At 72.8% G+C, this 22,896-nt stretch carries 22 protein-coding genes; 10 read left to right on the top strand and 12 right to left on the bottom strand.

Annotated elements, in window-relative coordinates; all coding sequences use genetic code 11:
* Positions 1–12: 12 nt before the first annotated feature.
* From P696_RS0130990 to P696_RS0130980, 3 genes are all read left to right on the top strand, one after another.
* A complete protein-coding gene (locus tag P696_RS0130990; RefSeq protein ID WP_026415378.1) occupies positions 13–804 on the top strand; it encodes a DeoR/GlpR family DNA-binding transcription regulator in 792 nt (263 codons plus the stop codon).
* A gap of 38 nt (positions 805–842) precedes the next feature.
* Positions 843–1,859, top strand: a complete 1,017-nt coding sequence (gene galT / locus P696_RS0130985) for a galactose-1-phosphate uridylyltransferase (RefSeq protein WP_034487986.1) — start codon at positions 843–845, stop codon at positions 1,857–1,859.
* A gap of 205 nt (positions 1,860–2,064) precedes the next feature.
* On the top strand, positions 2,065–2,910 hold the full coding sequence (locus P696_RS0130980; RefSeq protein WP_051468400.1) for a lysozyme: 846 nt from the start codon (positions 2,065–2,067) through the stop codon (positions 2,908–2,910).
* Between the two features lie 55 nt (positions 2,911–2,965).
* Here the strand turns inward: P696_RS0130980 and P696_RS49255 are convergent, their stop codons facing one another.
* From P696_RS49255 to P696_RS58435, 4 genes are read right to left on the bottom strand one after another with little or no spacing between them, the layout of a single operon-like run.
* Positions 2,966–3,361 carry a YchJ family protein gene (locus P696_RS49255; RefSeq protein WP_034487984.1) on the bottom strand — a complete coding sequence of 132 codons (396 nt, stop codon included), beginning with the start codon at positions 3,359–3,361 and terminating at the stop codon, positions 2,966–2,968.
* Between the two features lie 44 nt (positions 3,362–3,405).
* Complete coding sequence (locus P696_RS0130970) at positions 3,406–3,945, bottom strand: DinB family protein (RefSeq protein WP_064744162.1); 540 nt, start codon at positions 3,943–3,945, stop codon at positions 3,406–3,408.
* A 34-nt stretch (positions 3,946–3,979) separates the two neighbouring features.
* Positions 3,980–4,651, bottom strand: a complete 672-nt coding sequence (locus P696_RS0130965) for a response regulator (RefSeq protein WP_026415374.1) — start codon at positions 4,649–4,651, stop codon at positions 3,980–3,982.
* Positions 4,648–5,955 (bottom strand): sensor histidine kinase, encoded by a 1,308-nt coding sequence (locus P696_RS58435; protein ID WP_026415373.1) that lies wholly within the window; start codon positions 5,953–5,955, stop codon positions 4,648–4,650. Before P696_RS58435 ends, P696_RS0130965 begins: the two co-directional genes overlap by 4 nt.
* Before the next feature lie 198 nt (positions 5,956–6,153).
* On the opposite strand from P696_RS58435, the gene P696_RS49250 reads away from it, so the two are divergent.
* The gene (locus P696_RS49250) at positions 6,154–8,298 is read left to right on the top strand and encodes an MMPL family transporter (RefSeq protein ID WP_211245899.1); all 2,145 of its coding nucleotides are present in this window, start codon (positions 6,154–6,156) and stop codon (positions 8,296–8,298) included.
* Here P696_RS49250 and P696_RS0130950 read toward each other — a convergent pair.
* Entirely contained in the window at positions 8,195–9,109 is a 915-nt protein-coding gene (locus P696_RS0130950) for a MauE/DoxX family redox-associated membrane protein (RefSeq protein WP_026415372.1), read from the bottom strand. The two genes, P696_RS49250 and P696_RS0130950, sit on opposite strands and share 104 nt — an antisense overlap.
* 94 nt (positions 9,110–9,203) lie before the next feature.
* On the opposite strand from P696_RS0130950, the gene P696_RS49245 reads away from it, so the two are divergent.
* A complete protein-coding gene (locus P696_RS49245) occupies positions 9,204–11,633 on the top strand; it encodes an ATP-binding cassette domain-containing protein (protein ID WP_051468403.1) in 2,430 nt (809 codons plus the stop codon).
* Here P696_RS49245 and paaE read toward each other — a convergent pair.
* The 5 genes from paaE to paaA are packed head-to-tail and all read right to left on the bottom strand — an operon-like array spanning position 11,621 to position 15,443.
* Positions 11,621–12,712: a 1,2-phenylacetyl-CoA epoxidase subunit PaaE gene (gene paaE / locus P696_RS0130940; protein WP_026415371.1), complete on the bottom strand. Its 1,092-nt coding sequence runs from the start codon at positions 12,710–12,712 to the stop codon at positions 11,621–11,623. The genes P696_RS49245 and paaE overlap by 13 nt on opposite strands.
* A 1-nt stretch (position 12,713) precedes the next feature.
* A complete protein-coding gene (gene paaD / locus P696_RS0130935; RefSeq protein WP_026415370.1) occupies positions 12,714–13,220 on the bottom strand; it encodes a 1,2-phenylacetyl-CoA epoxidase subunit PaaD in 507 nt (168 codons plus the stop codon).
* A gap of 42 nt (positions 13,221–13,262) precedes the next feature.
* Entirely contained in the window at positions 13,263–14,114 is an 852-nt protein-coding gene (gene paaC / locus P696_RS0130930; RefSeq protein WP_026415369.1) for a 1,2-phenylacetyl-CoA epoxidase subunit PaaC, read from the bottom strand.
* A 10-nt stretch (positions 14,115–14,124) separates the two neighbouring features.
* Positions 14,125–14,409, bottom strand: coding sequence for a 1,2-phenylacetyl-CoA epoxidase subunit PaaB (gene paaB / locus P696_RS0130925; RefSeq protein ID WP_026415368.1), 285 nt, complete (start codon positions 14,407–14,409; stop codon positions 14,125–14,127).
* Entirely contained in the window at positions 14,406–15,443 is a 1,038-nt protein-coding gene (gene paaA, locus P696_RS49240; protein WP_051468397.1) for a 1,2-phenylacetyl-CoA epoxidase subunit PaaA, read from the bottom strand. Before paaA ends, paaB begins: the two co-directional genes overlap by 4 nt.
* Before the next feature lie 89 nt (positions 15,444–15,532).
* Between paaA and paaI the strand changes: the two genes are divergently transcribed.
* Positions 15,533–15,964, top strand: coding sequence for a hydroxyphenylacetyl-CoA thioesterase PaaI (gene paaI / locus P696_RS49235; protein WP_034487981.1), 432 nt, complete (start codon positions 15,533–15,535; stop codon positions 15,962–15,964).
* Positions 15,965–15,969: 5 nt separating this feature from the next.
* Entirely contained in the window at positions 15,970–16,650 is a 681-nt protein-coding gene (locus tag P696_RS0130910) for a TetR/AcrR family transcriptional regulator (RefSeq protein WP_026415367.1), read from the top strand.
* Positions 16,651–16,780: 130 nt separating this feature from the next.
* On the opposite strand, the gene P696_RS0130905 is transcribed toward P696_RS0130910, so the two are convergent.
* A complete protein-coding gene (locus P696_RS0130905) occupies positions 16,781–16,987 on the bottom strand; it encodes an I78 family peptidase inhibitor (protein WP_034487979.1) in 207 nt (68 codons plus the stop codon).
* 154 nt (positions 16,988–17,141) lie between these two features.
* Here P696_RS0130905 and P696_RS49230 point away from each other — a divergent pair, with 154 nt between their 5' ends.
* The 3 genes from P696_RS49230 (at position 17,142) to P696_RS0130890 (ending at position 21,492) form a co-directional block, all read left to right on the top strand.
* Entirely contained in the window at positions 17,142–18,512 is a 1,371-nt protein-coding gene (locus P696_RS49230) for a nucleobase:cation symporter-2 family protein (protein WP_051468396.1), read from the top strand.
* A gap of 171 nt (positions 18,513–18,683) precedes the next feature.
* Positions 18,684–19,892 carry a lipase family protein gene (locus P696_RS0130895; RefSeq protein ID WP_245627889.1) on the top strand — a complete coding sequence of 403 codons (1,209 nt, stop codon included), beginning with the start codon at positions 18,684–18,686 and terminating at the stop codon, positions 19,890–19,892.
* Between the two features lie 166 nt (positions 19,893–20,058).
* Positions 20,059–21,492 (top strand): pyridoxal-dependent decarboxylase, encoded by a 1,434-nt coding sequence (locus P696_RS0130890; RefSeq protein WP_245627888.1) that lies wholly within the window; start codon positions 20,059–20,061, stop codon positions 21,490–21,492.
* A gap of 86 nt (positions 21,493–21,578) precedes the next feature.
* Here the strand turns inward: P696_RS0130890 and P696_RS49225 are convergent, their stop codons facing one another.
* On the bottom strand, positions 21,579–22,424 hold the full coding sequence (locus tag P696_RS49225; protein ID WP_245627887.1) for a patatin-like phospholipase family protein: 846 nt from the start codon (positions 22,422–22,424) through the stop codon (positions 21,579–21,581).
* Between the last annotated feature and the right edge of the window lie 472 nt (positions 22,425–22,896).

Here is a 22,896-nt window from a genome sequence, read left to right as displayed (position 1 = left end):
AGGGGGTGGGGTGTGACCGACGGGACGCAGACGCGGTTCGCCGCCGAGCGGCATGAGCGGCTGCTCCGGCTGCTGCGCGAGCGTGGGGCGATGCCGCTCCAGGCGCTCGCCGAGGCGCTGACGGCGTCCGAGGCCACGGTCCGCCGCGACCTGCGGACCCTTGAGGCGCGTGGGCTGCTCGCCCGCAGCCGGGGTGGGGCCGCGCCCGTCGCAGGGTTGGCGCACGAGCCCACCCAACAGGACAAGTCGACCGTCGCCGTCGCCGAGAAGGCGGCCATCGCCGAGGCCGCCGCCGCGCTCGTCGGGCCGGACGACGCGGTCGTGATCGGTCCCGGGACGACGACGCGGCAGCTCGCCCTCAGGCTCGCCGCCGTGCCCGGCCTGACCGTCATCACCAACTCGCTGGCCGTCGCCGAGGCGCTCGCCGACTCCCGCACCGCGCAGGTCGTGCTGACCGGCGGCGCGCTGCGCGGGCCGATCCGCGCGCTGGTCGGAGCGGAGGCCGAGCGGTTCCTCGGGACGGTCCGCGTCCGGTACGCCTTCCTGTCGGGGAACGGCCTGACCGCCGCACGCGGCCTGTCCACGCCGCACATGGCCGTCGCCGCCGTCGACAGGGCGATCGCCGCGTCCGCCGAGCATCCCGTCGTCCTTGCCGACCACACCAAGGTCGGCGCGGACGCGGTGTTCCAGACCGTCCCGGCCGAGCGGATCGCGCACCTGGTCACCGACGCGGCGGCGGACCGGGCCGAACTCGCCGCGCTCGCGGAGGCGGGCGTGACCGTCCACCGCGCCGAACCCTCCTGATCTGCAGAAACGCACCGAACCCCCTGATGGAGCACCCCATGGCGGACACCGCCCGCACCTCGGTGACGCTCGCCGACGGCCGCGAGCTGATCTACTTCGACGACGTGCCGGGCCTGGACCGGACCGCCCGCGACCCCCGCGCCCTGCCGAAGTCCGAGCCGCGTCCCGAGATCCGGTTCGACCCGGTCAGCGGCGAGCACATCGTGATCGCCGCGCACCGGCAGACCCGGACGTTCCTCCCGACCGCCGACGCCGCCGCGCGCGCCGCCTGCCCGCTCTGCCCGGGGCACGCCGACAGCGAGGTCCCGGCGGACGGCTACCACGTCGCGATCTTCGAGAACCGGTTCCCGTCCCTCGGCGGCCCGGCGGGCGGACGGTGCGAGGTCGTGTGCTTCACCGACGACCACGACGCGACGTTCGCGGGCCTGCCGTCCGGGCGCCTCGCGACCGTCGCCCGCGCCTTCGCCGACCGCACGCGCGAGCTCGGCGCGCGTCCAGGCGTCGAGGAGGTGTTCATCTTCGAGAACCGCGGAGCGGAGATCGGCGCGACGCTCTCCCACCCGCACGGCCAGATCTACGCCTTCCCGTACCTGACGCCGCGGACGCGTCAGGTCCTCGCGAACGACGGCTGCGTGTTCTGCGAGGTCGTCAAGCGGGAGGCGGACGGCGAGCGGGTGATCGCCGAGACCGCGAACTTCGTCGCGTTCGTCCCGTACGCGGCGCGCTGGCCGTACCAGGCGCAGATCGTCCCGCGCGAGCACGTCCCGGACGTCGCCGCGCTCGGCGAGGACGAGGCCGTCGAGCTGATGGGCCTCTACGCGGACGTCCTCGGACGGTTCGGACGCCTCTTCGACAAGGACGTCCCGTACATGGCGGGCTGGCACCAGGCCCCGCCCGCCGTGGCCCGCGACCGCGCCCACCTGTGGGTCGAGGTCTACACGCCGCAGCGGACGGCCGACAAGCTCAAGTACCTGGCCTCGGTCGAGACCGGGACCGGCGCCTTCCTCAACGACGTCCGTCCCGAGGACGCCGCCGAACGCCTCCGCACGGCCTGAGACTCAGGACGTGAGCGGCCAGGGCCGGACGCCTGCGCGGCCATAGCCGAACGGGCGGCGCGGCGGGAGGACGGAAGTTGCCAAAGATGGGCGGCGCCGCTCAAAGACAGAATCAAACGTGCCGGACGGTCTTCGCGGCGGGTCCGATTGCGGGTTATAACCACCGCAGCGTCTCATTCGTCCCCCCGCCCCCAGGAGTCCCCCCATGGCCCCTCGCCGCACGCTGTTCTCAGCCGTCCTGTCCGTCGCGCTCGCCGCGGGAGCGATGGCCGCGACCGTCCCGGCCGCGTCCGCCGCTCCCGCCGCCCCGGCCGCGCCCGCGCCCGCCAAGGCCGCGAACGGCCCCGACCAGCACTGGCTCGGTTCGCAGATCGCCAAGCGCGAGCACTTCAAGCACGTCCCGGCCGCGCCGTCGCTGGCCGCCACCCAGACGCCGGGCCTGGACGTGAGCGGGTGGCAGGGCAACGTCAACTGGTCGTCGGTGGCCGCGAACGGGGCGAAGTTCGCCTACGTGAAGGCCACCGAGTCCACCACCTACACCAACCCGTACTTCACGCAGCAGTACAACGGTTCGTACAACGTCGGCCTCATCCGGGGCTCGTACCACTTCGCGACGCCGAACACCTCGTCCGGCGCGACGCAGGCGGACTACTTCGTCAACCACGGGGGCGGCTGGTCCGCCGACGGACGCACGCTGCCGGGCATGCTCGACATGGAGTGGAACCCCTACGGCGCCTCCTGCTACGGCCTCACGCAGGCCGGGATGGTGAGCTGGATCCTGTCGTTCAGCGACCGTTACAAGGCCCGCACCGGCCGCTACCCGGCGATCTACACGTCCACGAGCTGGTGGTCGCAGTGCACCGGCAACCGCGGCGCCTTCGCCTCCACCAACCCGCTGGTGATCGCCAACTACAACGGCACCCCGGGCACGATGCCGTACAACTGGGCCTACCAGACCATCTGGCAGTGGGCCGACAGCGGCACCTTCCCCGGTGACCAGGACTACTTCAACGGCGACCTGACCCGCCTCAAGGTCTTCGCCAGCAGCTGACCGTCCGACGGCCGCCGACCGGGTGGCGCCGCAAGCGCGACCACCCGGTCACCGGTCAGGTCTGGATGCGCCCGTTGACGTACACCCAGGCGTCGTCGTGCCGGACGAAGCGGCTGACCTCGTGCAGGACGCCGCGCTGACCGTCCTGGACGTAGTGGGCGCGGAACTCGACCACGCCCCGGGTGTCGGTGGCCGTCCCGTCCGCCGTCCGGACGATCTCCAGCTGCTCCCAGCGCAGCCCCGGCTCGAACTCCAGGCCCTCCGGACGCGTCGCCGGGTGCCAGCTCCGCAGCAGGTACCCCGCGTCCAGCTTCACGAAGGCGGAGTACCGCGACCGCATCAGCCGCTCGGCCGTCTCGGCCCTCGCCTCCCCGCGGTGCAACCGGCCGCAGCAGTCGGAGTACAGGGCGGGCAGTCCGCAAGGGCAGGACTCGGATCGGCGTTTGGACATGTCCCTATTCTCGCCGCTTTCCAGGGAGCCCCGGGCGGCGGGGATCAGCCGACGGGCGCGATCTTGCCGTAGAGGTCGCGCAGGACGCCGATCTCGGCGGTGTGGTGGACGAACTCGTCCAGCACGTGCAGCACGACCTCGAAGACGGGACGTTCGGCGAACCCGAAGAACGCCGGGCCTCCAGGACACCACCACTCCTCGGCGGTCAGCTTTTCGAGCGGCTCGCGCCAGTGCCGCCGGTAGGCGTTCTCCAGGAAGGCGACGCCGCCGTCCGCCGTGCCGGAGAACTCGACGTCGTCGATCGTGATGTTCCGGCCGTTGAACAGGCGTTCGCCGAAGTCGACGAACGTCAGCCCGACGTGGCCCATGCGCCAGGCGATCGTCGGGACCGGGACGGGATCGGGCGCGGGCCCGCCGCCGTCGGCGTCGATGCGCCAGCGCCCGGACTCGTCAGGACGGATCGTCCAGCCGTCCGGGACGGGCTCCCAGAGGTACTCGGCGTCGGTGAGGCCGGCGAGCCGGGCCGCGGTGCGCGTCCAGGCTCGGTCGAACAGTCCGATGAGCGATTCCGGAGCGGACGTCATGCCGCTCATCATGACCGGGCGGTCCGGAACCGGTCTACGGCATTCCGACGGAAGGTCCGTCCACGAGGTCGTTGCGGGCCGCGTGGACGGCCAGCTGGACGCGGTTCTGGCAGCCGGTCTTGGCCAGCAGGCTCGCCAGGTGCGTCTTGACCGTGGTGACGCCGAGGTGCAGGCGCGCGGCGATCTCGGCGTTCGCCAGGCCCTCGGCGACCAGCGTCAGCACCTCGCGTTCGCGGTCGGTGAGGTCGGGCGCAGAGCTCTCGGGCGCGGCGGCCCGGGCGTCGCGGGCGGCGACGGCCTGCTCCACCAGACGGCGCAGCGCGCGCGGGCTGAACGGGGTGTCGCCCGCCGCCGCGCGCCGGACCGCGTCCAGCAACTGCGCGGGCTCGACGTCCTTGGCGAGGAAGCCGCGCGCGCCCGCGGCGAGCGCCGGGTAAAGGTGATCGTCGTCGTCGAACGTCGTGAGGACGACCACGACCGTGCTGGGCCGCTCCCGCAGGATCCGCTCCGTCGCGGCCGTGCCGTTCAGCAGCGGCATCCGCAGGTCCATCAGGATCAGGTCGGGCGCGAGCCGGGCCGCCATCCGGACGGCCTCGTGCCCGTCCGCGGCCTCCCCGACCACCTCCAGGTCCGGCGCGGAGTCGCAGAGCATCCGCAGCCCGGACCGGACGAGATGCTGGTCGTCCACGATCATCAACCGGATCACGCCGCACCTCCCGAGGGCAGCAGCGCCGCCAGCCGCCAGCCTCCGCCGGACGGCCCGACCGTCAGCGTCCCGCCCGCCAGCTCGACCCGTTCACGCATCCCCGGCAGGCCATGCCCGGACCCTTCGGACGACGTCCCGTCCGGCAGGTCGTTCGCCAGCTCCACGCGCACCCGCCCCTCGCCGTCCGCCGCGACCTCCAGCCGGACGACCGCGCCCGGCCCGGCGTGCTTCACCACGTTCGTCATCCCCTCCTGGACGAGCCGCAGCACGGTCAGCGCCCGCACCGCGTCGAGCCGCGTCAGGTCCGCGCCGACCTCGGCGTCCACCTTCAGCCCCGCCCGCTCCGCCCGATCGACCACCGCCGCGAGCGCCGCGGGCAGGTCCCCGGGATCGGTCATCAACGCACCAAGATCACGCCCGGGGTCGGCGCGCAACGCCGCCAGCAACCGCCGCAGATCGGCGAGCGCCGTCGCAGCACTGCCATGCACATCGTCCAGCACCTCCCCAATCCGAGCATCCCCGAGCCCCAAACCCCCGCCACCACCCGCGCCCGCGCCGCCGCCACCCACGCCACCGCCCACGTCCGCACCGCCGCTTGCGCCCGCGCCGTCTGCGCTTGCGGCGCTACCTGGGCGCGCGCCGCTGCCGCCCGCGGCGTCCGCATGAGTTGGTGCGTTGGCTTGGCTGAAGACGTGGCGGGCGACGCCGACGCGCAGGACGATCGAGGCCATGTGGTGCGCGACGATGTCGTGCAGCTCGCGGGCGATCGCGGTGCGTTCGGCCATCCGGGTCGCCTCTTCGGCCAGCTCGCGCCGCCGCTCGGCCTCGGCCGCCCGCTCGCGCGCCGCCTTCGCCTCGTTCTCCACCGAGCGCAGGTAGGCGGCCAGCAGCACCGGAAGCGCGAGCATGACCGTGCCCTTGTAGGCGAGGGAGGCCATGTCCTGCGCCGCCTCTCCGGCCCACATCGCCGTGTACCCGGCCGCGAGCGCCGTGAGGGCCAGCGCGGCCTCCCGCCGGTCGCGCCGCAGCGTCACCTCGAACACCGCGATGCTCGCCGCGACCTTCTCCACGATCGGCGTCCCCGACCCGTACCGCGCGGCGAGCACCAGCAGGACCGGCTGGACGAACGCCGCGGCGAGCGGCCAGCGCGCCGCGGCGACGAGCACGCCCAGCGACGCCGACGCGATCGTCCACTCCGTGAGCGCGTGCGCGGTTCCGGGCCCGCGCATCAGCACCAGGTAGCCGACCGCGCAGGCCACCACCACCAGGCGCGCGATCCGCGCCCGACCCCAAGTCCCCGCCACAGAACGAGCCTAAACCGGACGGAACGGGCGCACGCTCCTCCACGCGGACGACCAGCCCTCCTCCACCAGGCCGCCCCACCCCGACCCACCAGGCCGTGCGGGGTGGTTCGCGCGGGGGTGGAGGAAGCGCCGTGAGGGCGGGTGGACGGGCCATCTGGGCGAGGCGCGGGCACCGCCCGGCTCGCGAGGCTGGCCGTCATGACTGAGCAGACGACGATGTTCGCCGCGCTGGGCCGGTTCGCGGCCCGGCGGCGGCACTGGGTGGTGGTGTTCGCCGCCGGGTTCGCGGTGTTCGCCGGGGTGTTGGGGACGGGCGTGTTCGGCTCCCTGACGGGCGGCGCGGGCTTCGACGACCCGAAGAGCGAGTCGGTGGCCGCCGACAAGGTCCTGGCCGGGCCGCTGGGACGGCACGCGCCCGACGCGGTCGTCCTGTACGACACGGGTGCGCGCGGCGTGGACGATCCGTCCGTCGCGGCGTCCATCCGCGCGGCCGTGGACGCCGTGCCCCGCACCGGCGTCGCGGACCTCCGGACGTTCTGGTCGACCGGCGACCCGGCGTTCGTGTCCCGCGACCGGCACGCGACGTACGTGACCGTGCGGTTCGCGTCCACCGACGACCAGGAGCGCGTCAGGGCGCTGAAGAAGATCGAACCGGCCTTCGCCGTCCCCGGGACGAAGGTCCGCTTCGGCGGGGTGACCTCGATGACCGAGCAGGTCAACGCCCGCGCGGGACGGGACGTCGCGCGCGCCGAGAGCGTGTCGATGCCGCTGCTGGTCGTCCTGCTCGTCGTGGTGTTCGGCAGCCTGGTCGCGGCGTCGCTGCCGCTGGCGGTCGGCGTGCTCGTCGCGCTCGGGTCGTTCGCCGTCCTGCGGGTGGTCACGCTGGTCACCGAGGTCTCGACGTTCTCGGTGAACGTCGTCACGATCCTCGGGCTCGGCCTCGCGATCGACTACGGGCTGCTGATGGTGACCCGATTCCGGGACGAACTGGGCAGGGACGCGACCGATCTCGACGGCGCGGTCGCCCGGACGGTCGCGACGGCCGGACGGACGGTGGCGGTGTCCGGGCTGCTCGTCGCCGTCTCGTTCGCCGGGCTGACCGTGTTCCCGTCCCGGTTCCTCAGCTCGATGGGATACGCGGGCGCGGCCGTCGTGGCGTTCGCCGTCGCCGGATCGCTCACGCTGCTCCCCGCGCTGCTGCGCTTCGCCGGGCACCGGGTGAACGCGCTGCGCGTCCCGCTGCCGCGCCTCCACAACCCGGGTGAGCGCTGGTACCGGACGGCCCACCTGGTCATGCGCAGGCCCCTGCTCAGCACGGTCGGCCTCGTCGCGGTCCTGCTGGCGCTCGGCGCGCCGTTCCTCGGCGTGAACTGGGCGCGGCCGGGCGACTGGGTGCTGCCGTCCGGCGCGGACGCCCGGGTCGTCACGCGCGAACTCGGCGACCGCTTCGCCGCCGACCCCGCCAAGCAGATCACCGCCGTGGTCGAGGGCACCGCCGACCGTCCCGCCCTCGACGCCTACGCCCGCCGTCTCGCGGACGTCCCGGGCGTGCGGAGCGCCACCGTCACCGGAACCAGCGGCGACCAGGCCCGGATCTCCCTCGGCTACGCCTTCGACCCGATGTCCCGCCAGGCCGTCCGCACGGTGAACGACCTGCGCGCGACCTCGCCCCCGCCGCACACCCGGGCCCTGTTCACCGGCATGCCCGCCTCGCGCGTCGACATCGTCCACATGATCGGCGTGCGCGTGCCGTGGATGCTGGCGTTCGTCGCGCTCGTGACGTTCGCCGTGCTGTTCGGGGCGTTCGGGTCGGTCGTCCTGCCGGTCAAGGCCCTGCTGCTGAACCTGCTGTCGCTGACGGCCGCGTTCGGCGCGGTCAAGCTGATCTTCCAGGACGGGTGGCTCTCCGGCGTCCTCGGCTTCACCCCGGTCGGAGCCGTGGACGCCGACTTCCCCGTGCTGATCGTCGCGATCGCGTTCGGCCTGGCCGTCGACTACGAGGTGTTCCTGCTCGCCCGGATCCGCGAGGAGCGCGCCCGTGTCGCAGACCCGGCCGAGGCGATCGCGACGGCCGTCCGCCGCACCTCGACCGTGATCACCAGCGCGGCGCTGCTGATGGTCGTGGTGGTCGCCGGGTTCCTCGCGTCCGGGATCGTGTTCATGCAGGTCATCGGGGTCGGGCTGATCCTGGCCGTGCTCGTGGACGCGACCGTCGTGCGGGGTCTGCTGGTGCCCGCCGTCATGCGCCTGCTGGGGGAGTGGGCGTGGTGGACGCCAGGACGGCGCCCGCCTCGCGCAGCAGCGCGGCCGGCCGTCCCGGAGAGTCCGCCCGCCCGGACGTGAGGACGGTCCCGGACGCGTCGACCAGCACCGCGTAGGGCGGCCACGGCACGCCGTTCGCGTCGAAGACGTCCGGATCGACGATCACGGGGAGGCCGCTGCGCGCCAACGCGGCGGTCTCCCCGAACGAGGTCACGACGACGACCCGCACCCGCCCGGCCGCCTTTACGAAGCCGGGAAGGGCGTCCATGCACGTCCCGCAGGTGGGCGCGACCAGCGCGAACAGCGTCGTCTCACCTTGCGCGGCGACCCGTCCCGTCAGGACGAACCGGTCCCCGGCCCGGGGCCCGCGCGCCGCCGCCGTCCCGGCAGAGGGAGAAGTAGGCACCGGTCCGGGCCGAAGCACCAGCCCGAGCCCGGCGACGACCACCAGGTACCCGGCTGCGAGCGGCAGCCCCGAGACGGGCATTCCGGGAGCGAACGCCGCCATCGCCGACAGCACGAGCATCGCGCCCGCGCGGGCCAGGCTCACCGGCCCGACCAGGGTCGTCCGCCCCGGACGGCCGAAACAGCCGCAGTCCACCCGCAGCCCGCGCCGCAGCACCGAGACCTGCGCGGCCAGCAGCCCGAGGAACAGCGCCCCCGAGCAGACCGCCCCGACCCGCCGCGTCCAGGGCAGGACGAGCAGGAGCGCCATCGCGACCTCGGCGACGATCACCGTCCGCGCCACGGTCCCCGCCAGCCGGAACGGCATCAGCCGGTACCCGGCGACGGCGCGTGCGAAGCCGCGCGGATCGCGCAGCTTGCCGACCGCCGCGGCCGTCAGAACCGTCACCAGCGCCGGTCCGGCCGCCCCGAGAACGATCGCGCCCATCTCTCCCACCCCCTCCGGAACGGGCCATGCTAAACCAGCCTTCCTGAGCTGCCGTAATGTGAGGATCATGGACTCCCCGGGGGACACCGAGGCCATGGAACCGGCCGCGCCGGAGGCGGCGGAGCCGCAGGACGCGCTGGACGCGGGGGCCGCCGATCCGTTCGTCCGCGTCCGCGGCGCCCGCGAGCACAACCTGCGGAACGTGACCGTGGCCGTCCCGCGCGACGCCCTCGTCGTCTTCACCGGAGTGTCCGGATCGGGCAAGTCGTCCCTGGCGTTCGGGACGCTGTACGCCGAGGCCCAGCGCCGCTACCTGGAGTCGGTCGCCCCCTACGCGCGCCGCCTGCTGCACCAGGTCGGGGCCCCGGACGTGGACGAGATCACCGGCCTGCCCCCGGCGGTCGCGCTCGGCCAGCGCCGCTCGGTCCCGTCCTCCCGCTCCTCGGTCGGGACGGTCACGGCCGTGTCGAACTCGCTGCGGATGCTCCTGTCCCGCGCGGGCGACTACCCCGAGGGCGCCGGGCGCCTGGACTCCGACGCGTTCTCGCCGAACACCCCGGTCGGCGCGTGCCCGAACTGCCACGGGCTCGGCGAGGTCCACGACGTGACCGAGGCGTCCCTGGTCCCGGACCCGTCGCTGTCGATCAGGGAGGGCGCCGTCGCGTCATGGCCGGGCGGCTGGATGGGCAAGAACCTCCGCGAGATCCTCGAAGAGCTCGGCGTCGACGTGGACAGGCCCTGGCGCGAACTGCCGAAGGACCGCCGCGACTGGATCCTGTTCACCGACGAGCAGCCCGTCGTGACCGTCCACCCCGTCCGCGAGGCCCACCGCAGGCAGGGCACCTACCAGGGCACGTTCCACAGCGCCGAACGGCTCGTGCTGCGCGCGTACGCGGAGTCCAAGAGCGAGAAGCGCCGCCAGAAGGCGGAGAGCTTCATGACCAGCGCGATCTGCCCGGTCTGCCACGGCAAGCGGCTGCGGCCCGAATCGCTCGCCGTCACCTTCGCCGAACGCGACATCGCCGACCTGGCCGCGCTGCCGTTGACCGACCTCGCCGCCGTCCTGCGCCCGCACGCGCACGGGACGGGCCCGGCGGCCGTCCTGTCCCGCGACCTCATCGAACGCGTCGAGGTGCTGACCGAGCTCGGCCTCGGCTACCTCGGCACCGACCGCGCCAGCACGACCCTGTCTGCGGGCGAGCTGCAGCGGCTGCGGATGGCGACGCAGCTCCGATCCGGGCTGTTCGGCGTCGTCTACGTCCTGGACGAGCCGTCCGCCGGTCTGCATCCCGCCGACACCGAAGCGCTGATGACCAGCCTGCAACGGCTGAGATCCGCCGGGAACAGCCTGTTCGTCATCGAGCACGACCTGTCGGTGGTGCACCGCGCCGACTGGATCGTGGACGTCGGGCCCGGCGCGGGCGTCCACGGCGGGAACGTCCTGTACAGCGGCCCCGTGGACGCCCTGCGCGACGTCCCCGGATCGGTGACGCGCCGCTACCTGTTCGGCGAGGCAGAACGTCCGGGGCACACGCCGCGCGAACCGTCCGGATGGCTCAAACTGCGCGGCGTCACCCGCCACAACCTGCGCTCTCTCGACGTGGACGTCCCGCTCGGCGTGTTCACCGCGATCACTGGCGTCTCCGGATCCGGCAAGACCAGCCTCCTCGACGCCATCGCCGACGCCTCGCCCGACACCCCCGCCACCGGAAGCGCCGGACGTGTCGTCCGCGTCGACCAGAAACCCATCGGACGCACCCCGCGCTCCAACCTCGCGACCTACACCGGCCTGTTCGACGCGGTCCGCAAGCTGTTCGCCGACACCGGCGAGGCCAAGGCGCGCGGTTACGACGCCGGACGGTTCTCCTTCAACGTCGCCGGAGGCCGCTGCGAGAACTGCCAGGGCGAGGGCTACGTCTCCGTCGAGCTGCTGTTCCTGCCGAGCACGTACGCGCCCTGCCCGGTGTGCGGCGGCGCCCGCTACAACCCCGAGACCTTGCAGGTCACCTACCGGGACGTGAACATCGCGCAGGTGCTCGACATGACCGTGGACGAGGCCGCGGACTTCCTCACCGACGTCCGCCCGGCCGCCCGTTCCCTCAGGACGCTGCAGGAGGTCGGCCTCGGCTACCTCCGCCTCGGCCAGCCCGCCACGGAACTGTCCGGCGGCGAGGCGCAACGCGTGAAACTGGCGTCCGAACTCCAGCGGGCCCGCCGCGGCGACACCCTCTACGTCCTGGACGAGCCGAGCACCGGCCTGCACCCCGCCGACACGGGCGTCCTGGTCGGGCAGCTCCGGGCGCTCGTCGAGGACGGCGCGACCGTCGTGGTCGTCGAGCACGACATGGACGTCGTCGCGACCGCCGACCACGTCATCGACCTCGGCCCGGGCGGCGGCGCGGCGGGCGGACGCGTCGTCGCGCAGGGCGCCCCGGCCGCCGTCGCCGCCTCGTCCGGACGCACCGCGCCCTACCTCGCCGAAGCCCTCTCCGAACGCCCCGGACGCGCCGGTCAGTCGTCGTAGTCGACCGAGACCTCGTCGGTCTCCGGGAAGGACTGGCAGGTCAGCACGTACCCGGCGTCGACCTCGGCCGGCTCGAGCGCGAAGTTGCGCCGCATGTGCACCGACCCGGACGTCACCCTCGCCCGGCACGTCCCGCACACGCCGCCCTTGCACGCGAACGGCAGGTCCGGCCGCACCTGCTGCGCCGACTCCAGGACGGTCCGGTCGCGGGGGAGTGACGCGGTCGTCGACCGGCCGTCCAGCGTGACCGTGACCTCGCTGACCGGGCCCTCCGGCGCCGCGTCCTCGTGCCGCAGCGGCGTGACCGGCTCGTCCTCGGCGAAGAACAGCTCCCGGTGGACGCGCTCGGCGGGCACCCCGAGGCCGTCCAGGACGCCCCGGGCGTCCTCGACCATCCCGATCGGCCCGCACAGCCACCAGTGCGACGCGTCCCGCAGGTCCAGGCCGTCGACGAGCGCGGCGAACCGCCCGGCGTCGATGCGCCCGGACAGCAGCTCGGCCTCGCGCGGCTCCCGCGACAGGATGTGCGCGAGCTGGAACCGCGCGGGATGCAGGTCCTTGAGGTCGGCGAGGTCCTCGGTGAACATCACCGTGTCGGTGCGGCGGTTGCCGTACAGCAGCGTGACCTGGGTGTCGGGGTGCGCGGCCAGCGCGGACGCCGCGATCGACAGCATCGGCGTCACCCCCGACCCCGCCGCGACCAGCACGTGGTGCGCGGGCTCGCCGAGGTCCGGGGTGAACGTGCCGGTCGGGCCCATCACCTCGACCTCGTCACCCGCGCACGCCTCGTGGACCAGCCACGACGAGAACAACCCGCCCGGCACCTCGCGGACGCCGATCCGCGGCGGGGACCCGGCGGGCGAGCAGATCGAGTACGAACGGCGCTCGTCCCGGCCGTCCTCGACCCGCCGGAGCGTCAGAGCCTGCCCCGGCCGGAACGCGAACTCCTCGGCCAGCTCGGGCGGCACGTCGAAGGTGACGGCCACCGCGTCCGCGCAGAGCCGCTCGACGCCCGCGACGCGCAGCCGGTGGAACGTCCGGCGGCGGCGGACGGGGGCGGTGGTCGCCGAAACGGTCACGCTAGATCTCCTTGACCTGCTCGAACGGCTCGGAACAGGCCCGGCAGCGCCACAGCGCCTTGCACGCCGTGGACGAGAACCGGGACGTCTCCTCGGTGTCGCGGGACCCGCAGCGCGGGCACTCCACCGCCCGCCGGACGCCTCCCAGCGTCAGCGGCACCGGCCCGCGCGGCGCCTCCCCGGGCGGCGCGACGCCGTACTCGGCCAGCTTCCGCCGCCCGTCCTCGCTGATCCAGTCGGACGTCCACGGCGGATCCAGGACGGTCGTGACCCGCACGTCCGCGTATCCCGCCTCGTGCAGCGACCGGACCACGTCGGCGCGCATCTCGGCCATCGCCGGGCAGCCGCTGTAGGTCGGGGTCAGCGCGACCGTGACCGAGCCGTCCGCGGCCTCCGCGACGTCCCGCAGGACGCCGAGGTCCGCCAGCGTCAGCATCGGCAGCTCCGGGTCGGCGACCCGCTCGGCCACCTCACGCGCACTCGTCGTCGTTCTCTGGGAAACACTCATCACCGGCCCCCCGAAACGTTCATCATCGGTCTCCGGACACGCTCACCAGCTGCCTCCCGGAAGGGCGCGCGCCACGCTCTGCATCTCGAACAGCAGGGGCGCCAGGCACGGCGTGTGCACCCCGTCGCGACCGCTGCCCGCCATGACCTCGAAGTCCGGCACCGCCAGCGTCGCCGCCGCCGCGACCTGCGCGAGGACGGCCCCGACCTCGTCCCGGACTTCCCGGACGTCCTGGCCGGACGGCACCGCCCGGAACAACTCGTCCACGTACGGCGCGATCGTGTCCAGGCCCTCCTGCATGCGGCGGTGCGACTCGTCCGTGCCGTCCCCGAGCCGGACGACCCACTCGGCCGCGTACTGCCGGTGGTAGGCCAGCTCCTTGACACCCTTGGCCGCGACCGCCCGCAGCACCGGGTCCGGGTGCCCGGCGGCGAGCCGTTCGAACACCGCCAGCCGCTGCGCGGAGAACACCAGCAGCCGGGCCATCGAGAACGCGAAGTCGCCGTTCGGCAGCTCCACGAGCCGGACGTTCCGGTAGTCCTCGGACTCGCGCAGGTAGGCCAGATCGTCCTCGGAGCGGCCACTGCCGTCCACCTGCCCGACGCGCGTCAGCAGCATCCGCGCCTGGCCGAGCAGGTCCAGGCCGATGTTGGCGAGCGCGACCTCCTCCTCCAGCTCGGGCGCGCGCGTGCACCACTCCGCGAGCCGCTGCGAGGCGACCAGCGCGTCGTCCCCGAGGCCGAGGCACAGCGCGGCCAGCTCAACGGGGTCGACGCCGTCCGGGACGGTCGTGTCCACGCCGTGCAGCGGGTCCTCGAAGCCCGTGCCGAACGCCCAGCGGGAGTCGTCCTGCTCCTCCGCCAGCGACAGGTACACGTGATCGTCTTCGCGCATCGTCGCCTCCCTAGATGTGCGGGACGTCGTCGGGGATGTCGTAGAACGTCGGATGCCGGTAGACCTTGTCGCCGCTCGGCTCGAAGAACGGGTCCTTCTCGTCCGGCGTCGAGGCGGTGATGTCCGACGAGCGCACCACCCAGATCGACACACCCTCGTTCCGCCGCGTGTACAGGTCGCGCGCGTGCGTCAGCGCCATCCGCTCGTCCGCCGCGTGCAGCGACCCCACATGGACGTGGTTCAGCCCGCGCTTGCCCCGGACGAACACCTCGAACAGCGGCCAGTCCTGGTTCATCGCGTCTCCCGCCCGTCCGCTCCGGAGCCCGTCCCCGTGTGCCCGGCGTCCTGCCCGGCCTCTCGCGCGGCCTCCTGCCGGGCGGCCTGCTTCTTCGCGTGCGCGGCGGCGGCCCGGCGGACCCACGCGCCGTCCTCGTGGGCGCGGCGTCGCCGCTCGACCCGCTCCTCGTTGCACGGCCCGTTCCCGCTGATCACGCGCTTCAGCTCGTCCCAGTCCGGGGTGCCGAAGTCGTGCCGTCCGCGCTCGGGGTTCCAGCGCAGCTCCGGGTCGGGCAGCGTGACGCCCAGCTTCTCCGCCTGCGGGACGGTCATGTCGACGAACCGCTGCCGCAGCTCGTCGTTGCTGTGCCGCTTGATCTTCCACCCCATCGACCGCGCCGAGTTCGGGGACGCCTCGTCCGGCGGCCCGAACATCATCAGCGACGGCCACCACCAGCGGTCCACGGCGTCCTGCACCATCGCCCGCTGGGCCGCGGTGCCGCGCATCATGGTCAGCAGCAGCTCGTAGCCCTGCCGCTGGTGGAACGACTCCTCCTTGCAGATGCGCACCATCGCGCGCGCGTACGGGCCGAAGCTGCTGCGGCACAGCGGCACCTGGTTGCAGATCGCCGCGCCGTCCACCAGCCAGCCGATCACCCCGACGTCGGCGAACGACAGCGTCGGGTAGTTGAAGATCGACGAGTACTTCTGCCGTCCCTCGATCAGCCGCCGGGTCAGGTCGGCCCGGTCCACGCCGAGCGTCTCCGCCGCCGCGTACAGGTACAGCCCGTGGCCCGCCTCGTCCTGGACCTTGGCGAACAGGATCGCCTTGCGGCGCAGCGACGGAGCCCGGGTGATCCACGCACCCTCCGGCTGCATCCCGATGATCTCCGAGTGCGCGTGCTGCGCGATCTGCCGGACGAGCGTGCCCCGGTAGGCGTCCGGCATCCAGTCGCGCGGCTCGATCCGCCGGTCGTGCGCGATCACCCCGTCGAAATGGGCCTGGAGGCGGTCCTGCGCCTCGGGACCCGCGGCGGTCGTGGTCTGCGTCATCGGCCCCACTTCCTTACCGACCATTCGTTCAGTAATTAGTCTGAGGGATGACACCCGCCCACGGCAAGACACCCCGGAAGGACCCGGACATGACCGACACGCACGAAGGCCCTGTGCACGCGATGCTCGCGGCCGACCGGGCCTCCGCGGAACTCGGCATCGAGCTGATCACCTGGGGCCCCGGCAGCGCCGACCTGCGCATGACCGTGACCGAGAGCATGGTCAACGGGCACGGCCTCGCCCACGGCGGCTACGTCTTCCTGTTCGCCGACACCGCCTTCGCCTGCGCCTGCAACAGCCACGGCCCGGTCACCGTCGCCGCCGGGGCCGACGTCACCTTCGTCGCGTCCGCCTACGCCGGGGACGTCCTGCACGCCGAGGCCCGCGAACGCGTCCGGTACGGCCGCAGCGGCGTCTACGACGTCACGATCAGGCGCGGGGACGAGATCGTCGCCGAGTTCCGGGGCCGCTCCCGCGAACTCGCCCGGCGCGGGAACGGTCCCGAGGCTGTGTCACAGTGACTGCCATGCGAACCCCACCGGCCACGGGAGGACGTCGCGGACGCCCCGGCTACGACCGCGCCACCCTGCTCGACGTCGCCGTCGCCGCCTTCAACGAACGCGGCTACGACGGCACCGGCATGGAGGAGCTGTCCCGCCGCCTCGGCATCACCAAGTCCGCGATCTACCATCACGTGTCCGGCAAGGAGGAACTCCTTGACCTCGCCGTGAACCGCGCCCTGGACTCCCTCTTCGCCGTCCTGGACGCCGAACTCGACCGCCCCGCGACCACCCCCGACAGCCCGGCGACCACCCCCGACGGTCAGGCGATCATCACCGGATCGCCGGTTCCCGCGGTCACGGCCACCGAGAGGCTGGAGCGGACGGTCCGGGGCGCCGTCCGCGTCCTGGTGGACGAACAGGCCTACGTCACGCTGCTCCTGCGCGTGCGCGGCAACTCCGACGTCGAGCGCCGTGCCCTGGAGCGGCGCCGCGAGTTCGACCACCGCCTCGCGGGCCTGGTCGCCCAGGCCGCCGCCGAGGGCGGGGTCCGCGGCGACGTCGATCCGGGCTTCGCCGCGCGCGTCCTGTTCGGCGCGGTCAACTCCCTCACCGAGTGGTACCGCCCGGACGGCGGCATGACCGCCGAAGCCGTCGCGGACGGCCTGGCCACCCTCCTCTTCGACGGCCTCCGCCGCCCCTCCTGACCCGGCCGGGGCCGGGGCCGTCCGCCCCGGCCCTCGGGCACCGCCCTCCCGGGCCCACCTCACCCAGCCCCGGCGAGTCGGCGCCATCGTCCCCGGCCGCACACCCGGGAACGCCCCACCCGGGAACCCGTCACCCGGCCCAGCACTTGGTGACGCGTCCGCCGTCCACCGTGAAGTTGATCCGGCCCTGCCGGTACTCCATGGTGACCACCGCGTGGGGCTCCAGCGCCCGCACCGCCGTCCAGCCCCGGTCCCGCGCCCGCCGCTCCGCGGCGTCCGCGGAAAGGCCCACATAGGCGTCCAGCGCCTCGTCCCGCTCCGGCTGCCCCAGCTCCATCCCGCCATGATCCGCCCGGTGTTTGCCGAGGTCAACAGGCCCCCGCCCGTGGGCGTTCCGGCGCCGGACGATAGGTTGCTCCGCCTCGGCCCCGTCCCCTCGGCCGGGGCCACCACGCATGTCATTTACCTACCGTTCGAAAGGCAAGGCAGGCATGTCGGAGGAAGGCACGCGGAAGCACCCCGTGGACGAGGTGCTCCCCCTGCCCAAGCTGGCCCTCTACGGATTCCAGCACGTCCTGGCGTTCTACGCCGGAGCCGTCGTCGTCCCCATCCTGGTGGCGGGCGGCATCGGGCTGTCACCCCAGCAGCTCGTGTACCTGATCAACGCCGACCTGTTCACGTGCGGCATCGCCACGATCATCCAGGCCTGGGGGTTCTGGAAGATCGGCGTGCGGCTGCCGATCGTGCAGGGCGTCACCTTCACCGCGGTCGCCCCGATGATCGCCATCGGGCAGGGCGCGGCAACGCCCACCGCGGCGCTCCTGGCGATCTACGGCGCGACCATCACGTCCGGGATCGTGATGTTCCTCGCCGCGCCCTTCCTCGGACGGGTGCTGCGGCTGTTCCCGCCGGTCGTCACCGGCACCGTCCTGACCATCATGGGCCTGCTGCTCATCCCGAACGCGCTCACCGACGCCGCGGGCGGCGCGGCGCTGAAGGGCAAGCCCGACTTCGGCAGCTGGAAGCACCTGGCGTACGCGGGCGGCACCGTCCTGTTCATCGTCGTGCTGTACCGGCTGCGGCGGCCGTTCCTGTCCAGCATCGCGGTCCTGCTCGGCCTCGTCGGCGGGACGGCCGTGTCGTGGCTGCTCGGCGACACCTCGTTCGACCAGGTCGGACGGTCCCACTGGCTCGGCGTCACCACCCCGTTCCACTACGGCGCGCCGACCTTCCAGATCGGCGCCTGCATCGCGATGCTGCTGGTCATGCTCGTGACGGTCGTCGAGACCGTCGGCGACTCCCGGGCCACCGGCCAGATCGTCGGGAAGCCGGTCAGCGACGGCGACATCACCCGGGCACTCCGCGCGGACGGCCTGTCGACCGTCCTCGGCGGCTCGCTCAACGCCTTCCCCTACACCTGCTTCGCGCAGAACGTCGGGCTCGTCCGGCTCACGGGCGTCCGCAGCCGGTTCGTCGTGGTCGCCGCCGGGTTCATCATGATGATCCTCGGCCTGTTCCCGAAGGCCGCCGCGTACGTCGCGTCCATCCCGCCGGACGTGCTGGGCGGCGCGGCGATGGTGATGTTCGGCATGGTCTCGGTCGTCGGGATCCAGACCCTCGCCCAGGCCGACCTGAAGGACGAGCGGAACGCCCTGATCGTCGGCGTCAGCATCGGCCTGGCGTTCGTGCCGTCCACGATCCCGGCGTTCGGCGAGAACATGCCGCGTGACGTCGCGTCCATCCTGAACAGCGGCATCGTCCTCGGCAGCCTCACCGCGATCCTGCTGAACCTGTTCTTCAACGTCCTGACCCGCAGGCCACCGGTCGCCACCGAGGAGTCCGTCCCCGTCACGACCGCCTGACCGGCGAGACCACCCGTCCACGTGGAGGCGGAGGCCGGGCTCTGTCAGTCACCTGACAGAGCCCGGCCGTTTTCTCATCATCCGGCACCTAGGACCCGGCGGCGTCCGCTGTCACATTTCAGGGCACACGCCGGACGGCGCGGGCCGTCCGGCGGACCCGAGGAGGTCCAGGTGAGATTCCCACGCGCCCTGGCCGTGTTCTCGGCGGTCCTGGCCGCCGCGACGGCCGCGCTCCCCGCCGGGACGGCACGGGCGGACTCCGTCCCGCCCGAGAACGACGCCTTCTACCAGCCCCCGAACCCGCTGCCGCCGGGAGACCCCGGCGACGTCATCCGCTCCCGCGCCGCGAACTTCCCGCTCTCGTCGTCCGTGACGTCCACCCAGGTGCTCTACCGCTCGGTCAACGCGACCGGCCAGGACATCGCCGTCTCCGGAACCGTCCTGGTGCCCAAGGCCCCGTGGACGGGCGGCGGACAGCGCCCGCTCGTGTCCTACGGCGTCGGGACGCGCGGCCTCGGCGACGAATGCGCCCCGTCCTCCACGCTGTCCCGAGGACTCGACTACGAGCAGCTCTTCATCAACGACCTCCTGAACCGGGGATGGGCCGTCGCCGTCACCGACATGGAGGGCCTCGGCACCCCCGGCATCCACACCTACACGGTCGGGCAGTCCGAGGGACGAGCCGTCCTCGACATGGCACGCGCCGCCGAACGCCTCCCGTCGTCCGGACTCGGCGCCGGCACACCCGTCGGCCTCGAGGGCTACTCGCAGGGAGGCGGATCCGTCAGCTGGGCCGCCCAACTCGCCCCGTCCTACGCCCCCGAACTCCAGATCAAGGGCGTGAGCGCGGGCGGCGTCCCCGCCGACCTCGTCGCCGTCGGGAAGTTCCTGGACGGCAGCGCCGGAATGGGCCTGGCGTTCCTGTCCGCCGTCGGTTACGACACCGCCTACCCCGACCTGAAACTCGACGGCTACCTGAACGACGCCGGACGCAGGCTCCTCGCCGCCAACAAGGACGTGTGCCTGGCCAGCGTGGACGGCGTCGGCGCGATCACGAACACCGCCTTTCGCCACATCAGCGACTTCACCACCACCAACCCCCTGAACGCCCCCGCCTGGCAGGCCCGCTTCGCCGAGAACAAGCTCGGGGCCGTCAAACCGCCCGTGCCGGTCTTCCAGGCCCACGCCGGGCTGGACGAACTCGTCCCCCTCGCCCAGGCGAACACCCTCCACAAGACCTGGTGCCAGGCGGGGACGAACCTCACCTGGCGGATCTACCCACTCGCCGAGCACGCCCTCGGACTGGTCGCGGCTGCGCCCGACATGGCGGGCTTCCTCAACGACCGCTTCCGGGGACGCCCCGTCACCGGCAACTGCTGACCGCAAGACCCGCACTGCTGACCGCGAGGTCCGCGTCGCTGATCGCAAGGTCCGCCGCCACCCCCTGGAAGCCCAGGACGGGCCACGCTTATGCTGCGAGCGCCTGCCGGAACAGAACACAACAAACCCGGCAGGCGCGCAGTGTTCGTCAAGCTGAGGAGGTGTGGTGGCGGGCCACATGACACCGGACGAGTTCCGGCGGTACGGCAAGCAGGTCATCGACTGGATCGCGGACTACCACGAGTCCGTCGCGTCCCGGCCGGTCATGTCGCGGGCGGAACCGGGCGACGTGCTGGCCGCGCTCCCCGAACACCCGCCGGAGAAGGGCGAGGGCTTCGACGGCCTCCTCGCCGCCCTCGACCGGGACATCATGCCGGGCGTCACCCACTGGCAGCACCCCTCGTTCTTCGGCTACTTCCCGTCCAACGCCAGCGGCCCTGGCATCCTCGGCGACCTGCTGTCGTCCGGACTCGGCGTCCAGGGCATGATGTGGGCCACCAGCCCCGCCGCCACCGAGCTCGAGACCCGCGTCGCCGACTGGACGGCCGAGCTGCTCGACCTGCCCGCCAAGTTCCACGGCAACGGCGTCGTCCAGGACTCGGCGTCCAGCGCCTGCCTCGTCGCGCTCCTCTCCGCCCTGCACCAGGCCGGCGGGGGAGCCCCCGGACGGGACGGCATCGACCGCCGCTACACCCTCTACATCAGCTCGCAGACGCACTCGTCCCTGGAGAAGGCCGCCCGCGTCGCCGGCGTCGGCGCGAACAACGTCCGCGTCGTGGACGTCGACCCCGTCACCCTCGCCATGGACCCCGCCCACCTCGACGCCCTCCTCACCGAGGACATCGCCTCCGGAGCCACCCCCGCCATGGTCTGCGCGACCGTCGGCACCACCTCCACCACGGCCGTCGACCCCGTCCCCGCGATCGGCGAGGTCTGCCGCGGGCACGGCGTCTGGCTCCACGTGGACGCCGCCTACGCGGGCGTCGCCGCCATCTGCCCCGAGTTCCGCTGGATCAACGACGGCCTCGACGAGTACGCCGCGTCCTACTCGACGAACCCGCACAAATGGATGCTCGTCAACTTCGACTGCACCCTGCTCTGGATGGCCGACCGCGCCCCCATGCTGGGCGCCCTGTCGATCCTCCCCGAGTACCTGCGGAACAAGGCCACCACCTCGGGCGAGGTCATCGACTACCGCGACTGGCAGATCCCCCTCGGCCGCCGCTTCCGCGCCCTGAAACTCTGGTCGGTCATCCGCTGGTACGGCGCCGAGGGCCTCCGCGAGCACGTCCGCACCTGCTCCCGCCTCGCCGACGAACTCGCCGCCCTCATCGCCGCCGACCCCCACTACGAGGTCCGCACCGACCACCCGTTCGGCCTGGTCTGCTTCCGCCCCCTCTGGGACGGCCTCGCCACCGAGGAGGCCAACATCGCCACCCTGGATGCCCTGCACCGCCTCAACGCGTCCGGCGACCTCCTCCTCACCCACACCAAGATCGACGGTCACGTCCTGATGCGGATGGCGGTCGGCGCCCCCACCACCGAACGCCGCCACATCCTCGCCGCCTGGTCCCGCATCCGCGAAGAGACCACCCCCTGACCCGAACGACGACGGGCCGCCGCCCGAAGGCAGCGGCCCGTCGTCTCCGGCCTCAGCACACCCAACCCGCACGGCTGGACGGTCGATCAGGCGCCGTCCGCCCAGTGCCCGGCGACCACGGACGCTGCGGCCACCCCCTGAGCCCTGCCCGCCTCAGCCGACGGGACGCGCGTCCCGGGGGAGAGCGGGTCCGTCCCGAACGCCGCCGTGGACGCCTCGTCCGCGACGATCACGTCCACCAACGCGCCCGCGTCCCGGAGCGCCGCCACCTGCTCGTCCAGCGCCGGATCGGTGAGCGGCGCCACCACGAGGACACGCTCGAACCCGGCCGCCAGGTCCGCGTTCACCATGGACCGGATCCCGCCGTCGATGTACCGCACGTCCCCGACCGTCACCGGAGGCCAGATCCCCGGGACGGCACAACTCGCCGCCACCGCGTCCACCAGCGAGACCCCGGAGCCCTTCGACCAGATCACCGGCTCACCCGTCGTGGCGTTCACCGCCGTAACCACCAGCGGACGCTCCGGCCACTCGTGCACCGGAAGCCGCCCCTCGATCACCGCGTACCGCTCCTCCTCCGGGACGGTCTCGGTGGCCAGCGCGAGAGCCCCCACCTCACGACGGACCTCCGTCAGGTCGGAGTTGTCGGTCAGGATCTGCCCCATCCGCTCCCACACCCGCTCCAGGGACACCCCCGCCGGAACGAACTCGTGGTTCTGAAGAGCCGGATCGGTCTGCCGCGCGTACAACTCGTCCGGTGTGAGACCGGCGCCCACCTGAGCCGCCACCGACGACCCGGCCGACGTCCCCACGAGGAGGTCGGCGCCCAGCACGTCGGCGCCGGACTCGGCCAACCCCACGAGCACGCCGACCTCCCAGGCGATGCCCGCGACGCCACCCCCGCCCAGCACCAGCGCCGTCCGTCCCGCCACGGTCCCCTCCCGAAGATCATTCGAAGCCATGACGAGCCCAGCACAGGCCGCCCCGTCCGTATTCCAACCCGGCCGGGTTTGACATCCCCCAAGGGAGCACGTACGTTGACTCCTCGTCCCCACGGGATGCAGGACGCGCGTTCGCTCGCAGCGGCCGACCGGGGGAGCCCCTTCACGATCATCAGGACACGGCGTTCCGTCGTGCCCTGCGTGCTGAGGCATGCCAGAAAAGCTCGATTTTGCGAATCGGCGCGGATCTGGTGAAATAGAAGTGCTGCAGGGAACGGCCGCGAAAGCGGGCGGGAACTGCGGAATCAGAATCGGCCGGGAATTGACAAGCCGGACGGAACTGATAAAGTAAGCGAGTCGCCACGGAGCGAAAGCCGCGGAAAACGCGGACGGAGCGCGTGGGTGTCCGTTTCTTGAGAACTCAACAGCGTGTTAAAAGCCAGTGCCTTTATAGATCAGGCCA

The sequence above is a fragment of the Actinomadura oligospora ATCC 43269 genome (genome assembly GCF_000518265.1).
In the GTDB taxonomy this organism is placed as follows: Bacteria; Actinomycetota; Actinomycetes; order Streptosporangiales; family Streptosporangiaceae; genus Spirillospora; species Spirillospora oligospora.
Note: the sequence above shows the minus strand (reverse complement) of the source record. Positions and strands in the feature narration are given on the sequence as shown.